Source organism: Alteromonas sp. B31-7 (genome assembly GCF_015767655.1).
Taxonomy (GTDB): domain Bacteria; phylum Pseudomonadota; class Gammaproteobacteria; order Enterobacterales; family Alteromonadaceae; genus Alteromonas; species Alteromonas australica.
This window is the reverse complement of sequence record NZ_CP065233.1, coordinates 3,789,241-3,805,538: the sequence shown is the minus strand read 5'-3', so window position 1 is coordinate 3,805,538 and position 16,298 is coordinate 3,789,241. Positions and strand designations below refer to the sequence as shown.

Below are 16,298 nucleotides of genomic sequence, written 5' to 3'. Positions count from 1 at the left end.
ATGTTTAATACAGTAAAACGTATCGCTGTTGGTCTAGCAGCCCTTAGTATCAGCGTAGGTGCTTTTGCACAAAGTGACCGTGCCATGGACTTAGACGCGCTTCTTAAGCAGTTAGAAGAAGGTCAATTTGCCCAGTCACAGCAAAACAAACAACGTGAGCAAGATTTTATTGCCCAACGCGCTGAGCAAGACCGTATTTTGCGTGAAACACGCGCTCAACGTGACCAAATGCTTAAGCAATCTGAGCAGCTTGAAACTCAGTTTGAAGAAAATGAATTTAAGCTGGCTGATTTGAACGGTGCTCTTGATACTCGTTTAGGTTCATTGAAAGAACTGTTCGGTGTACTACAGCAAATTGCTGGCGACACCAAAAATAAATTTTATAACTCTGTTGTTTCAGCGCAAATCCCAGGTCGCGCAGACTTCTTAGATCAAATGGCACAAGACATGGGGTCAAGCTCGAAGCTTGCGTCTATTGAAGAAATTGAGCGCGTGTGGTTTGAAATGCAGCGTGAAATGACTGAATCAGGCAAGGTGACTAAATTCACAACTGACGTAGTTGAAGCCGGTGGTGAGAAAGTGAACAAAGAAGTGGTTCGCGTAGGTCCTTTTGCTCTGGTTTCTGACGGTAAATACCTAGAATATAATGGAGTAACAGGTACAGTCTCTGAGCTTATTCGTCAGCCTGCTGACCGTTATAACGACTCAGCTGCAGAACTTCAGGCATCGAGTGGCGACCTAGTGCAATTTGGTATCGACCCAACAGGTGGTTCAATCCTTGGCCTTCTTGTTCAGGCACCTAACTTACAAGAGCGTGTAGAGCAAGGTGGTGTGGTTGGTTACATCATTCTTATCGTTGGTGCGTTTGGTTTACTGCTTGCCCTAGAACGCTTAGTGACGCTTTCTATTACACGAATGAAAGTTAACAGCCAGCTTAAGAGCACTGAAGTAAAAACAAATAATCCACTAGGTCGAGTGCTTAAAGTACGTGATGAGCATCCCAATGCCGACGTTGAAGCATTAGAACTTCACTTAACCGAAGCAATTCTAGGTGAAGTACCTAAGCTTAGCCGAAACCTCACTATCATTAAGATTATCTCAGTGGTCGCACCGCTGATGGGTCTACTTGGTACGGTAACCGGTATGATTAACACCTTCCAAGCCATCACCTTGTTCGGTACAGGCGACCCGAAACTAATGGCTGGTGGTATTTCAACGGCACTTGTCACAACAGTACTCGGTCTTGTTGTAGCGATTCCAATGACACTGCTATATGCAATGCTTAACACACGTTCAAAGAACATTGTGTACATCCTACAAGAACAAGCGTCTGGCGTTATTGCAGAGCGCGCTGAGCGAGGCTAATCATGATCGAGTTTCTAGAAGCAATTCGCGATTTCACAGAAACAGGTGGCCAGGTTCTCCTGGTCATCGGTCTGCTGATATTCGTTATGTGGCTTTTAATCCTCGAGCGTGCCATGTATCTGATGGTTTGGCATAAAAAAGCAAAAAGTGAAGCGGTGGCAAGCTGGACAGCACGTTCAGACCGCTCTTCATGGTTTGCTAAGCAAGTCCGTCAGAAAACGATTTCACAGCTAACTATGCGTTTAAATGGAAGTATACCGATTATTCAGTCTTTGGTTGCACTTTGCCCTCTCCTTGGTTTGATGGGCACGGTAACCGGCATGATTGAAGTATTTGATGTAATGGCAATTGCGGGTTCAGGAAACGCGCGTTCTATGGCATCAGGTGTATCGAAAGCCACCATCCCCACTATGGCTGGAATGGTCGGCGCACTGTCAGGCGTATTTGCGGCCACATGGTTGAACCGTACAGTGAAGTCAGAACGCACGCATCTTGAGGATGCATTGGTTATTCAACGTTAATGCCACTGGGCATTAAGGTAAGGTATTTATTATGAAGCAGCACTTTCAAAACTTAGTCGATGAGGAAGAAGCAAACATCGACATGACGCCCATGCTGGACGTTGTATTTATCATGTTGATCTTCTTTATCGTGACTGCATCGTTTGTAAAAGAGGCGGGTATTGATGTTAACCGCCCAGAAGCGGCCACGGCTGTGAAGAAGGATCGCGCTAATATCCTTATCGCCATTTCAGACAAAGGTGAGATTTGGATCAACAAGCGTCGCATTGATGTTCGTGCAGTACAAGCGAACATTGAACGTCTTCACGCTGAAAACCCGCAAGGCACTGTTGTTATCCAGGCTGATAAAAAAGCCACAACAGAAACCCTTATTAAGGTAATGGATGCATCGCGCGCAGCCGGTGTTTACGATGTTTCGATTGCAGCTCAAGAGCCATAAATCATGCCACGATATATAATCGCATTTGTTATATCCCTTGCGATAACGTTGGGCCTGTTCTTCTTGATGCAGTCGCTGATCAAGATGGGTGGCAGCGCCTTAACGGAACCGCCAAAGGGAAGCGTGCTTGACTTTGTAAGGGTTAAGCAGGATGAGCAAGTAGAGAAAAAAGATCGCAAACCGAAAAAGCCACCTAAGCCTGAGCAGCCGCCACCTCAAATGCAGCAGCCACAGATGGACTCTCCAACGCCAAATGCGGAAGGTACGTCAATGGATTTTGGCGCTGACGTGGGCGACGATATTTCGTTAGAAGGCGGGTTAGCGCTTGAGTCGGGAGATGGCGAGTATCTACCTATTGTTAAAGTTGCCCCCGTGTATCCACGACGTGCACTACAACGTGGTATTGAGGGATTTGTTATTGTTGAGTTTACGGTAACTAAGCAAGGCGCGGTGAGAGACCCTATAGTGGTAGAGGCCAATCCCCAAGGTATATTTGAGCAAGCGGCGATTGATGCTGCAATGAAGTTCAAATATAAGCCTCGCGTGGTAAACGGGGAAGCCACAGAAGTATCGGGTGTGCAAAACCGTATTACCTTCCAAATTGACGGGTAACAGAAGATGATGAAGAAACAGACGAATACGTTGCTTAGTGCACTGGCGTTTGCAATCGCATCAGCCACAGTTTCTGTGCCGAGTATGCTCATTGCCACCGATGTGCTAGCGCAAGAACAAAAAGCGAGTGAAAAAAAGACACGTCGCGTTCCTACGCTTCGTGGAAAGGTTTACGAGCAGTTAGCACGCGCGCAATCAGCAGCTGATGATGCTGGCAACGTTGAAGAAGCTATCGCTATATTAAACGAGGTAGAAGAAAAATCTGACTCGATGAATAGCTACGAAAAAGCCATGATGTATAACTTTTTCGGCTTCATTTACTACAACAACGAAGATTATGATAATGCCTTATCGTCATTCGCCAAAGTGGTAGAGCAGCAGCCTATTCCTGAAAAGTTTGAAATGACCACGCTTTTCAGTTTAGCGCAGCTTAACCTTATGCAAGGGAATTACGACGATACCATTAAGTATATTGAACGTTGGGAAGCGCTTAACCAAGGGCCTGTACCACCGAAAAATAAAGTCATCAAAGCACAAGCATACTATCAAAATAAGAAGTATGACTTAGCCGCTGACTGGATTACGCAGGCTATCGAAGATCACGAAGCTGAGGGTATGATCCCCGACGAAGGCTGGCTTATTCTTCAGCGCGCTGTTTTCTACGAACTCAAACAGCCTAAAAAGGTGAAAGACGTTCTTGTGAAAATGGTGAAACTGTTTGATGAGCCTAAATATTGGATCCAACTTGCCGGTATGTACGGCGAGTTAGGTGAAGAACGCAAACAGCTTGCCATCATGGAAACCGCTTATCAGCGTGGTTTTGTTGAGACGGCATCGGATATTTTTAATTTAGCTCAGCTTTACTACTACCATCGTGCGCCTTACAAAGGGGCGAAGTTAATGGAGCAAGCCATGAATGATGGCATGCTTGAAAAGAACCTTCGTAACCTTAAATTCTTGGGGCAAAGTTGGTCTCTTGCGAAAGAACAGGACAAAGCGATTCCTGTTATGATGCAAGCGGCTGAGTTGTCTGAAGATGGCGAATTAGACGCTCAACTTGCGCAAATTCTTTTGAATGAAGCCCGCTTTGATGACGCCATTGCGGCGGCCGACAGAGCAGTAGAGAAAGGCGACTTGCGTAACCCAGGTTTGGTTTACTTGATTAAGGGCATGGCGCTGTATAATCAAAAGCAATATGCCTTAGCGCTTAATCAGTTGGCGGAAGCAGAAAAGCATCAGAAGAGCCGAGCCATGGCACAGCAGTGGAAGCAGTTTGTGCAAGGCGAGAAAGTGCAAGCTGAACGTATAGAAGCAGAACTTGGCGCAAGCTAGCGAATAAGCTTGAAAATAAGTAGATGGAAAACCGCACTAGCTTGGCTATTGCGGTTTTTTTATTTGGCTAATTTTAAAGTCGCTGGCTAAAAGAAAGTGATAGAAAATCCAGTCCAGGGTTTGGCTTTTTGAAGCCCGCGTTTGAATAATGTAGGTATCTTAGTGATATTCGATACTCGTTGCTTTGCCCGAAGGTAGTAGAAAAGCCAATACGATCTTCAAATTGGTAATGTGTCGATACATCTTTACCGGCGAATTGTGTATCGTCTAAAAGTGAAACGCCTATGCCTAATTCCAATTCTATTGGTTTATTAAAAGCGGTGCCAATAGGTAATCTGACAATAGGCGAGAGCGCGATCACCACGTTAGAATCGTATTTATTTTCTTCCCCGTATTCCCAGAAATTCGCACTGGTTTCCATGGTCAATGTTAGGGGCCATGAAATATCTAAGGGTTGGTCAATATTGTACTGATACGCCAATTTAACCCCGTTAACTGACCCTTCACCTCGAATGAAGTCAATGGCGTAGCCATGGTTTGCGTATGCGGGGATGAGCGCGCTGATCAAAAGTAAAGTGATTAAAAGTGTGTTTTTCATGTGTGTTCCTCCACCGCCTATATAGGGGGGAGTCACAAATAACCCAATTCTAAATAGTGAATAGGATTATTCGAAAATTACGAAAAATTATATTCGACTATCTTATGCGTTTTCGCGGTTAGAGGGGGGAGCAGAGGTGTGGAGAAATTCATCGATACTGGGCATCTCTTTCTTTTTCTCTAGCGCGTTCCAATATGCCTTTGTGTCGAGTATTTGCGCCTTAATGGACAAAAAACACGCCACTAGACTAGGGTCGAAGTGCTTCCCTGATTCACTTTCAATAAAGTTAAATGCGTCTTCATCTGACCACGCTTTTTTATAGGGGCGATTCATGGTGAGCGCATCGAAAACATCAGCAATAGCGACAATTCTTGCACTCTCAGGGATATCGGTTTCTTTTAGCCCTTGAGGGTAGCCAGTGCCGTTCCACTTTTCATGGTGGCAATGTGAAATTTCCGAAGCAAGCCTAAAGAGTGGGGTATCGGATTGCGATAATATTTGATGACCAATGACAGCGTGGGTGCGCATTATCGACATTTCTTTTTCATCTAATCGTCGAGGTGCTTTCAATATGCTATCAGGTATACCTATCTTGCCGGTATCGTGCATAGGGGCCGCTTGCGCAAGCAATAACGCCTGTTCGACAGACCACCCGAAAGCCATGGCCAATTTCAATGAATACGCTGCCATTCGCCAAATATGGTGGCCTGTATCAGTATCGTTGTAGTGTCCAGCTGCGGCTAACATGCTAATAGCGCTTTGCTGGCTTTTTTGTAACTCTGCGGTGCGCTTTTTCACCTCTAACTCGGTCATTTTCATTTGATGAGCGAGGGTAATATGTGTTTTAACTCGTGCGAGTACCAGCGGTGGGGAAATGGGCTTGGTAATATAATCAACCGCGCCTAATTCAAACCCTTTTTCTTCGTCCTCTCCTTGCCCCAATGCGGTAACGAAAATAACCGGAATATTATTTAAAGCGGGATTAGATTTTAATGCTTTGATGACGTCAAACCCGCTGAGTCCGGGCATCATAATGTCGAGTAGAATAAGGTCGGGCACATATTGTTGTGCAATTTTTAGTGCCAACGCACCAGAAGGTGCTACCTTTACTTTATAGTGCGGTGACAGTACGCCCAAAAGTATATCGATATTGGCTGGCTCATCGTCAACCACAAGGATATTAAAGGCGCTTGATTTATTGATTAACTCACTCGTCATTGGTTAGCGATTCCTTCAAGCTGACTAGTTCTTGCACTGCGCTATCATAGTCGTAGGTGCTGGCGGTTTGGCGAGCACGGTCTAATCGATGTAAATATTCTCTCGGGGCTGCGCGATAAAGATTGTCTAATAATGCCAATGCTTCTGCATCATACGCGGTTAAGCTATCGATGGCCTTTATCAATTGGTTTAAGGGAAACTTGGTATGTGTTGAGTTCTCTGGCTTGAAGGCAAGATTGATAGTATGGGCAATCAGTTTGAGGGTAATATCTATGGCAAATGAAACATCAGATATCCCTTTGATATCGCCAGCTTTTACAGCATTCAGCTTGGTTAGGCTGTGGCAAAGTGTGGTGGCGCCTATTGCCGATGCATCTGTTTCTAGTTGACGCAATTTAGTACTAATATCTGCACTATTGCTAATGGCATTAATCAGTTGCGTGAGGGTGTTCGCATTACTATAGCGAACGTAAAATTGGTGTAGCGATTGTAGAAAAGTGTCATCGGTTGGCACCACGTTTAATGTTTTGTAACCGCGATGAATATGAATATCTATTGTGTGTAGTATTTCTTCAGCGCTGGCGGGTTTTAGTAAGTGAGCGCACATCCCCGCACTAATGGCTCTTTTAATGTTAACTTGAGTCGCATCTGCGCTAATACCAATAATAGGTGTTTGCCATGCTAATTCACTGGTCAGTTTTTCTGCCACATCGAAGCCGCTTATTCCGGGTAGTAAGCAATCTAACAATAGCGCGTCGAATGGTTGCTTTTTGCAGGCGGCCAGTGCTTGTTCTCCATCCGCCACTGTGGTGACTTCAATGCCTGAGTCCAATAAAATCTGTTGGGCAATTTCAAGGCTGATACTGTCGTCATCCACAAGCAAAATGTGTTTATTGCGCAAGCGTTTATGACGCCATTTTTTACTTTCTAGGCCAGTAACTTGCGTTTTCGCTGTTATGTTTGCGTTAGGCACTAGCGCAGCCAGTAAGGTATGTTCAGTAAAGGGCAGCTCGATGATGTGCAGTTTATCGTATGAGGCTTCTCCAATTCGGCGTACAGCCTCATCGGTGTTTAAAGGCGTAACAATAGCCGCGAGGTTAAGGGAGTTGAATGCACCTGCATGTAGTTGCTCGTAAAACGTATCCCAGTCAGAAGGGTTATCTGATAGGGCTATCAGTGTTTTTGCGGAAAATGTGGGTAGGGGCGCTTCCTCCCACTTATGATGGGTGAAACCTATATGTAGGCGTGAAAAAGTATGGCCCAATACATCACAAACACTGTGCATGTCTTCGTTTAGCGAGACACATAAAAGTGGATCAGACGTAATAGACACTGCCTCTTCAGGCCGTCCTTCAGGCTGAATCAGCGCTGGTAGCGTAAATGAAAAGGCGCTTCCCTCGCCACTGGTGCTAACGAGGTTTAGCTTTCCATCCATTCTTTCTACAAGTCTCTTACAGATAGATAATCCTAGCCCCGTTCCCCCATACTTTCGGGAAATAGATGGGTCAGCTTGCACAAACGCATTGAACAGTTTTTCTTTGTGTTCATCGCTGATACCAATACCCGTGTCAGACACACAAAAGGTCATTCCGTTGTCTTTTTCTTTTACAAAGAGTTTAACAAACCCCTTGTCTGTAAATTTAAGTGCATTGCCTATAAGGTTGACCAATACCTGATAAATTTTGTTTTTATCGCCGATGCAAGGCGTTGCAAGACTAAGGCGAATATCAAAAATAAGCTTTAGTCGTTTTTGTCTGGCTTTGTGTTGAAAAATCTGCGCTAGCTTTTCGATAATTTGGTGAAGTGTGAAGGGCTCATGGGTGAGGGTGATTTCTTCATTTTCTACCTTGGAAAAGTCTAAAATATTGTTGATTAAGCTCAACAAGGATGTGGCACTTCCCTGAACTTTTTCTAAATAATTTTGTTTCTGCTCCTGGGACTCTGTTTCTAGTGCCAAGTGGCTTAGGCCAATAATGGCGTTCATCGGCGTTCTAATTTCATGGCTCATGGTGGCGAGAAAGTCGCTTTTTGCATTGCTCACCTTTTTAGCGTCTTCATACACTCGCTTTAAGCGATTTTCCGCACGCTTTCTATCGCTAATGTCTTTAAATACCCCCACATGCCCCTCAATGTCACCGTGATTATTTTTCAGTGGCACCGCGACAATTGAAATAGGGAATAGACGCCCCTGTTTATCGGTAAAATAATCGCCATCAGAGCTGTAAGGTTGCCCCTGTCGAATAGAGAGGTTGACGGGGCATGCCTCTCGTTTAAGTAGTGAGCCATCTTCTTTTTGGTAATGCACAGCATCGTGAAAGCGGTGAGAGGCCAGTTCGTCGAGAGACCAGCCTAATAGACGAGAAGCTTCTGGATTTAAAAACTGGGTTTTCCCGTTGGCATCAACCGCGTAAACGCCTTCACCGATACTGTTGGTAATACTTTGATAAAACCGCTTCTTCGCAGCAGACTTTTGTTCAAGTCGCTTTTGTTCTGTTATGTCTGTGCAAATAAAAACAATTTTGTTTACCCGCCCCGCGGGGCTAAAAATGGGCACAGAGGTAGAAGAGACATACCACGCCTCCCCCGCTTTTGAGCGACTGTGTAATTCACCGTGCCAAACCTCCCCAGAAAAAGCGCCTTTCAATATTTCCTTTTGGCGTTCCTTTGTAATATTCCAAACATTGAAAATCTTAATATGGTTTCCAATGAGTTCTTCTCGGCTATAGCCTGAGAGAGCGCAGCATTTATCGTTGACCGTAAGAATAGTGCCGTCGACATTTACCGTTACCACAATGCCATGGTTGTCCATTGCTTCGCGTTGTACCAGCATTTCATTTTCAGTCCGTTCTCTATCAAGCACTAACTCAAGCACCCGATTCGAGAGTTCGTGGATATTGCTGATTTTTTCTTCAAGTACTGGCTTGCCTTGTTGCAAAAGAAGCCGGTTGATGGCGTTGCGTAGGGCTTCACTCACCTCTTGCTGATGCTCTAGCTGCTGTTTAATTTTTTGATTGGCATCGATTAACTCATCGGCACTTAAATTCAGGCTTCGTTCTCTGAGCTTTATTTCTGTTTCATGGCGGTGATAGGCGTCTTCAATATCGTCTACTAGGTGAAGCAGCCCGTGAATTAAGCGTTCATTTACTTGCGTTAGGTTTTCTTTCGTTTTTAGAAGATCGTATAACCACGCTTTGGGGTCTTGTTCACTCGATAGCGAAAACGCATTGCGGAACTGACTTTCTAAACGTTGTTTCACAAGTTGAGCTCTCTTAACAAGGTTAAATCTCGGTGCTGTCGCCATCGGTAATACTGGCGTATACGAAGGTTTCGTCTACATTATTGAAAATAGCGCAGATTATAAAAAGAAAGGCATACATTAGTTATAGTGCGGAAAGTGAATTGGAGCAAAAAAATCAGGTTATTCTTTGGTAGAAATAACCTGATTTAAAGTGGCGGTATGCTCTCAAGGTAGAGTGTACTACGCCGACCTCAGTTCTCTGCGAAGTATTTTGCCTACCGTCGACTTAGGGAGCTCCTCTAGTACGGTGATACGCTTAGGTATTTTGTAATTCGTTAAGTGAGTTTTACAATAGGCAATAACATCGTCGTTATCGACCGGCGTGCTTACCGTGATAAAGGCACACACTTTTTCCCCGGTTTTGTCATCAGGTTGCCCCACGACGGCCGCTTCCATAATATCCGGGTGAGAAGTCAGTACATCTTCAATTTCATTGGGGTACACGTTAAAGCCTGACACAATGATCATATCTTTGAGACGATCGACAATTTTTATGGCTCCAGAAGCTAAGCGAACACCGATGTCACCGGTTTTGAAATAGCCGTTTGGCGTCATCACTTTGGCTGTTTCGTCGTCTCTGTTCCAGTACCCCAGCATCACCTGTGGGCCTTTTACCGCGATTTGCCCCGACTCGCCTTCCTTTACAGGGTCATCATTCACATCCAGTAACGCCACATCCGTGTCTTGTAATGGCATACCGACGGTACCAATCTCTTCCTCGCCCGGTATATTAAATGACACAACGGGGGCGGTTTCCGACAAACCGTACCCTTCGGTTATCATATTGCCCGTCACGTCTTTCCAAATATTGACGGCGCCCTGTGTGAGTGCGGTGCCCCCGGACATAGTGAGGTGTAGGCGAGAAAAGTCTAATTTCGCAAATTCGGGGTGCCGACCTAAGCCAACAAATAATGTGTTGATGCCGGCAAAGGCAGTGATGGCGTGAGGTTTCATTGTGTGAATAAAACCATCAATATCTCTTGGGTTTGGAATAAGAAGTATTTGGCTGCCTTTGGAAAAAAGCGCCATCATGCATACGGTAAACGCATAAATATGATAAAGCGGCAGAGGGCACACAACAATTTCGTCACCCTCTTTGAACGAGCCGCCTAACCTATCGATCATTTGAATACAGTTACTTAAGACATTTTTATGGCTGAGTGCTGCGCCTTTTGATACGCCCGTGGTGCCGCCGGTGTATTGCAGCATGGCTAAATCATCGAGTTGTGTGGCCGCCCGCGTAAAGGGGGCTAGCGCTTCGCCTTTTTTGATAGCCTCACTTAACGATACTGTATCTTTAATGGTAGGGGCGCTCTTTGGGTCGATGAGTTCGGTGGCTGAGGTCGTTATCACGGTCCCAATACGCGTATCTTGTTTTATTGCATCAAACTTTGGATATAGGTCGCTTAAAATTACCAGCGCGACAGCACCGCTGTCAGTAAACTGATGCTTCATTTCCCTTTCTGTATATAGCGGGTTGGTATTCACAACTACCAAGCCAGCTTTTAAAGCGGCATATACCGCAATGGGGTTTTGGATTAAGTTGGGCAACTGTATCGCAATTCTATCTCCAGCAGACAATTTTGCTTCATGCACAAAAAACCTGGCCAAGGCTGATGCTTTCTCATCAATCTCTTTGAAAGTTAATGTTTGACCAAGCGCAGTATATGCCGGCTTGTCCGCATACTTTGTTAATACTGTTTCGATGTAATCCGCTAAACTTGTTACGCCCTCTGGGAAGGTGATCATATGCGTCATCCAATTGATTTCTAATGAATGTTACAGTAGCAAAACTTCAATTTTATTTACATACTAGTTACATTATAGCTAACTATTTATATGAATGATGGGTGAGAGCGAATGCCATCCCTCCCATAGCGCCAGCTAAGCATTGAAGGGCGAACCCTGTATATCCGCGCGCGCCCGCAATCAGGGTAACGTTAAGAATGGGGTACATGGCGATAAGCGCGGTAGCTAAGGCGGCGGCACCCGATAAGGCAAAGAGGCTAAGCAATAAAATAGGGCGTTCGTTTTGTTTATATGCCGAGCGAAGAGCAATTTTTTTCGCAAGTGGGCTGGTAACCACGAACCCAATAAGGAGTGCTATCGCAATGATGGCACCGTAGGTAGGTAACAGTCCCAGCACGTCTTTTACAACGGTGGAAAGCCAGATGGATGGTGTAATACGAATATCGAGCTGGGTTAAGCGATACAATACACTACTTGTATGAAATAGGCTGGCGAATAAATAGGTCGTTAGCCAAGCACACAGAAAACGAACGAGCAGATATTTCATAACAGTGCAGTGAATTAGGTTAACGTGCGTTTACCTTAGCAAACATTATTAGCTTATAGCTACAAGTACCTATTCAGCTTTAAAGGTGTTATCCGGCATAGAAGGAAACCGTCGATGTCTTTATGCTACTATTTAGCACACCTTTATTAATAATGGCGTGGTTACGTGATGCGAATTGTCGTGCTTTTTGCCGCTTTTCTATTTCTTTACTCTGTTGGTGCTGCACCGCAAGCTGAGGTAACAGAGCAACCGTTACCTTTTACGCAGTCTCTCGTGGTCGACAAGCTCGCATACCCGAAAGCGATATTGTCGTTACAAGATGGGCGTTGGGTTATTGCCCTAAGAGACGGTGAGCTTGTCTGTGTTGATACAGATTCAACAATAAAAACACACAAACTTACGCTTCCAGATCTTTATGCACAAGGGCAAGGTGGGCTGCTAGATATAGAGTTAAGCAGTGACTTTTTATCACATGGACAAGTGCTAATGACTTACAGTAAAGGCACCAAAAGCAACAATGGAATAGCCGTGGTGAAGGGGAATTTGCATAAAGACTGTTCTATCTCTGCGCTTGAAACGGTATTTGCGGTGTCGGATGATAAGGATACACCGGTGCATTACGGGGGGAAATTACTGCCTCTTGCTGACAATGAGTGGTTGGTTACCATTGGCGATGGCTTCGATTATCGCGAAAAAGCCCAGGTCTTAACATCACAATTAGGAAAAGTGCTTAGATTCAACGAGGCGGGGCAGCCATCAGCAACGCCCCCGTTTCCGCAGGCACCTTATGTTTATTCCTACGGCCATAGGAACCCTCAAGGGATTATTTCATTACCTAGCGGGAAAATATTGTTGCATGAGCATGGCCCCGATGGCGGTGATGAGGTCAACGTGCTTAGGGCAGGCGCAAACTATGGTTGGCCTGTCGTTACCTTGGGTACCGACTATTCTGGGGCAAGTATCTCGCCCTTTAAACATTATAAGGGAATGGTGAATCCTATCGTCGACTGGACGCCTTCAATCGCGCCCTCTTCGATGGCTTACTATCACAGTGATAGCTTTGGCGCGTTAACCGGCAAAGTACTGGTCACCGCGCTTAAGGCAAAGGCGTTATATAGCTTGGATCTCTCAGCGTCCCCGGTAGTGCAACGGCGCGTTTTTCCCCATTTAAACGAGCGCCTCCGAGATGTAGCTGTAGGGCAGAATGGCAGTATTTATATTTTAACAGACGGTAATGACGCGTCTCTCATTCGTTTTTCATCTCCCATGTAGTTTTTTGTTGTCACAATGAGAATTAAGGCGGAGTTTTCATCGAGAATACCCCTGGTTTTGCAGTAATTGCTTGTAAAATTACTACAAAAAAGAGGTGGGAGCCTTGGCTTCCCCATAAATATGAGAAATAGCTAGGATAACTCTCAGTGACTTTGATGGGTAAATAGTTCTCATTTAGAATTCTGGCTTTCCACGTGTTTTCTTAAGTGGTTGCTTTAAGTTTCTGATATAAAAAGATAAATGTTGCGTTGTTTTAAACGATTTAAATCATTGGCTTCATTCACCTTAGTGTTGAAGATACAACGCAAGCATTTTAATGGCTAATAATCGTGCTCTGTTGATATTGCCTTATTACCAGCAGGGATAAAATCAGTTAAGATAGTGCGATTTTTTAAATACGTACCGCTTAAGCAGGCGTGTTAAAACCCATACGTAAAAGCCATTTTTACGAGAACCAAGACCGAGAGAACCCTATGAGTTTGTATTCAGAATATCTGGCTGAGATCGAGACCCGTAAAACGGAACTAGGTCTTAACCCTAAGCCTATCGACAGTGCAGATCTGCTGTCTGAAATTATTGCTCAAATTAAAGATACAACAAACGAGCACCGCGAAGACTCTCTAAAATTCTTTATCTATAACACCCTGCCAGGTACTACGCCTGCTGCTGGTGTGAAAGCACAATTTTTAAAAGAAATTGTACTTGGCGAAGAAAAAGTAGAAGAAATCACCCCTGAGTTTGCATTAGAGCTGCTTTCACACATGAAAGGCGGCCCGTCAGTAGAAGTGTTACTAGACCTAGCGCTTTCTGACGATGAGTCTGTGGCTAAGCCTGCCGCAGAAGTATTGAAAACCCAGGTATATCTGTACGAAGCTGACACTGAACGTCTTGAAACTGCGTACAAAGCGGGTAACGCCATTGCTAAAGATGTGCTAGAAAGCTATGCAAAAGCAGAGTTCTTCACCAAACTGCCTGAAGTACCAGAGAAAATTGAAGTGGTCACTTACATTGCCGCTGAAGGTGATATTTCAACAGACCTTCTTTCTCCAGGTAACCAAGCACACTCTCGTGCAGACCGCGAACTTCATGGTCAGTGCATGATCACGCCAGAAGCGCAGCAAGAAATTGTTGAGCTAGGTAAAAAGCACCCTAACGCTAAAGTCATGCTTATTGCTGAAAAAGGCACCATGGGTGTAGGTTCTTCTCGTATGTCTGGTGTGAACAACGTAGCACTATGGGCAGGTGAGCCAACAAGCCCTTACATTCCGTTTGTAAATAAAGCGCCAATTGTTGCAGGCACTAACGGTATCGCACCAATCTTCCTGACTACCGTTGATGTCACCGGTGGTATTGGTCTTGACCTTAAGAACTGGGTTAAGAAAACGGATGAAAATGGCGAAATCGTTCGCGATGCAAACGGCGACCCAGTGCTAGAAGAAGCGTACTCTGTAGCGACAGGTACGGTACTGACTATCGATACTAAAGCGAAAAAACTTTATAACGGTTCAGAAGAACTGGCTGACGTATCTGCGTCGTTTACTCCTCAGAAAATGGAGTTCATGAAGGCAGGTGGGTCTTACGCGGTCGTTTTCGGTAAGCAGCTACAAACGTTTGCGGCCACGACCTTAGGTATTGAAGCGCCAGCCGTTTACGCACCTTCTAAAGAAGTATCACACGAAGGCCAAGGCCTAACAGCGGTTGAGAAAATCTTTAACCGTAACGCCGTTGGCGTAAACTCTGACGCACCGCTTCACGCCGGTTCTGACGTGCGCGTTAAAGTCAACATTGTAGGTTCTCAGGACACCACAGGCCCAATGACTTGCCAAGAGCTAGAGTCTATGGCGGCATCGACTATTTCACCTCTTGTTGACGGTGCATATCAGTCTGGTTGCCACACGGCGTCGGTATGGGACAAGAAAGCACAGGCTAACATTCCTAAGCTTATGTCATTCATGAACAACTTTGGTGTCATCACAGCCCGTGATCCTAAAGGTGTTTACCACTCTATGACTGACGTTATTCACAAAGTGCTTAACGACATCACAGTAGATGACCGCGCTATCATCATTGGTGGTGACTCTCACACCCGTATGTCTAAAGGTGTCGCATTCGGTGCCGACTCAGGTACAGTTGCATTAGCACTAGCGACAGGTGAAGCGGCAATGCCAATTCCAGAGTCTGTGAAAGTTACCTTTAAAGGTAGCATGAAAGAGCACATGGACTTCCGTGATGTGGTTCACGCGACGCAAGCGCAAATGCTTAAGCAATTCGCTGGCGAAAACGTATTCCAAGGCCGTGTCATTGAAGTACAAATTGGTACGCTACTGGCTGACCAAGCGTTTACATTCACTGACTGGTCTGCAGAAATGAAAGCGAAAGCGTCAATCTGTATCTCTGACAATGAGACGATGGTTGCCTCACTTGAGCTTGCTAAGCGCCGTATCCAAATCATGATCGACAAGGGCATGGACAATGAAGCAAACATGCTTCAAGGTCTGATTGATCTTGCTGATAAGCGTATCGCTGAAATTAAGTCGGGTGAAGAGCCAGCGCTTGCACCAGATGACAACGCGAAGTACTACGCAGAAGTGGTTATCGATTTAGACCAAATCGACGAGCCAATGATTGCTGACCCAGACGTAAACAACGAAGACGTATCTAAGCGTTATACCCACGATGTAATCCGTCCGGTTTCTTACTACGATGGTAAGCCAGTAGACCTAGGTTTCGTAGGTTCTTGTATGGTGCACAAAGGCGACATGCAAATCATTGCACAAATGCTGCGTAACCTAGAGAAGCTTAACGGCTCTGTAGAGTTTAAAGCGCCGCTAGTGGTTGCGCCACCTACATATAACATTGTTGACGAGCTTAAAGCAGAAGGTGACTGGGAAGTCCTTGCGAAATACGCAGGTTTTGAGTTTGACGATGCTAAGCCAAAAGAAGCAGCGCGTACTAAGTACGACAACATTCTTTACCTAGAGCGTCCTGGATGTAACCTATGTATGGGTAACCAAGAAAAAGCGGAGCCAGGCGATACGGTAATTGCAACCTCGACTCGCTTGTTCCAAGGCCGTGTAGTGGCTGACTCTTCTGAGAAGAAAGGTGAATCATTACTAGGCTCTACGCCGCTAGTAGTACTTTCAACTGTGCTTGGTCGCTTCCCAACTACGGAAGAATACAAGCAAGCAGTTGAAGGCATTGACCTAACTAAGTTTGCGCCTCCTTCAGAAGATTTGGCGGTTAAACCTAAGTTTGAAGCTGATTTAGCCGTTAAGCGCGTATAACCATTTAAGCTTTTATATTGAGCTAAAAAGCCCCGACTTCGGTCGGGGCTTTTTTATGGCCGC

Annotated in this window: 12 protein-coding genes; 7 read left to right on the top strand and 5 right to left on the bottom strand. The window is 45.2% G+C overall.

Translation table 11 applies throughout. From position 1 onward, the window contains the following. The 5 genes from IUA53_RS16615 to IUA53_RS16595 are packed head-to-tail and all read left to right on the top strand — an operon-like array spanning position 1 to position 4,269. Positions 1–1,365, top strand: coding sequence for a MotA/TolQ/ExbB proton channel family protein (locus IUA53_RS16615; protein ID WP_044056045.1), 1,365 nt, complete (start codon positions 1–3; stop codon positions 1,363–1,365). A 2-nt stretch (positions 1,366–1,367) separates the two neighbouring features. Beyond that, on the top strand, positions 1,368–1,886 hold the full coding sequence (locus IUA53_RS16610) for a MotA/TolQ/ExbB proton channel family protein (protein WP_044056046.1): 519 nt from the start codon (positions 1,368–1,370) through the stop codon (positions 1,884–1,886). Between the two features lie 31 nt (positions 1,887–1,917). After that, entirely contained in the window at positions 1,918–2,325 is a 408-nt protein-coding gene (locus tag IUA53_RS16605; RefSeq protein WP_015066235.1) for an ExbD/TolR family protein, read from the top strand. A 3-nt stretch (positions 2,326–2,328) separates the two neighbouring features. Beyond that, entirely contained in the window at positions 2,329–2,937 is a 609-nt protein-coding gene (locus IUA53_RS16600) for an energy transducer TonB (protein WP_044056047.1), read from the top strand. 6 nt (positions 2,938–2,943) lie between these two features. After that, positions 2,944–4,269: a tetratricopeptide repeat protein gene (locus IUA53_RS16595; protein ID WP_044056048.1), complete on the top strand. Its 1,326-nt coding sequence runs from the start codon at positions 2,944–2,946 to the stop codon at positions 4,267–4,269. Between the two features lie 73 nt (positions 4,270–4,342). Here IUA53_RS16595 and IUA53_RS16590 read toward each other — a convergent pair whose 3' ends face one another. The 5 genes from IUA53_RS16590 to IUA53_RS16570 all read right to left on the bottom strand — a co-directional run bounded on the left by IUA53_RS16590 (position 4,343) and on the right by IUA53_RS16570 (position 11,679). Further along, a complete protein-coding gene (locus IUA53_RS16590) occupies positions 4,343–4,867 on the bottom strand; it encodes an acyloxyacyl hydrolase (protein WP_196897462.1) in 525 nt (174 codons plus the stop codon). 102 nt (positions 4,868–4,969) lie between these two features. Next, complete coding sequence (locus IUA53_RS16585) at positions 4,970–6,085, bottom strand: HD-GYP domain-containing protein (RefSeq protein ID WP_052364263.1); 1,116 nt, start codon at positions 6,083–6,085, stop codon at positions 4,970–4,972. After that, entirely contained in the window at positions 6,075–9,341 is a 3,267-nt protein-coding gene (locus tag IUA53_RS16580) for a PAS domain-containing hybrid sensor histidine kinase/response regulator (protein WP_231401178.1), read from the bottom strand. Before IUA53_RS16580 ends, IUA53_RS16585 begins: the two co-directional genes overlap by 11 nt. Before the next feature lie 222 nt (positions 9,342–9,563). After that, positions 9,564–11,132 carry an AMP-binding protein gene (locus IUA53_RS16575; RefSeq protein WP_081869430.1) on the bottom strand — a complete coding sequence of 523 codons (1,569 nt, stop codon included), beginning with the start codon at positions 11,130–11,132 and terminating at the stop codon, positions 9,564–9,566. An 82-nt stretch (positions 11,133–11,214) separates the two neighbouring features. Continuing rightward, complete coding sequence (locus tag IUA53_RS16570; RefSeq protein ID WP_196897461.1) at positions 11,215–11,679, bottom strand: hypothetical protein; 465 nt, start codon at positions 11,677–11,679, stop codon at positions 11,215–11,217. Between the two features lie 168 nt (positions 11,680–11,847). Between IUA53_RS16570 and IUA53_RS16565 the strand changes: the two genes are divergently transcribed. Next, on the top strand, positions 11,848–12,951 hold the full coding sequence (locus tag IUA53_RS16565) for a PQQ-dependent sugar dehydrogenase (RefSeq protein WP_231401334.1): 1,104 nt from the start codon (positions 11,848–11,850) through the stop codon (positions 12,949–12,951). Between the two features lie 473 nt (positions 12,952–13,424). Further along, a complete protein-coding gene (locus IUA53_RS16560) occupies positions 13,425–16,235 on the top strand; it encodes a bifunctional aconitate hydratase 2/2-methylisocitrate dehydratase (protein ID WP_196897459.1) in 2,811 nt (936 codons plus the stop codon). Positions 16,236–16,298 lie beyond the last annotated feature (63 nt).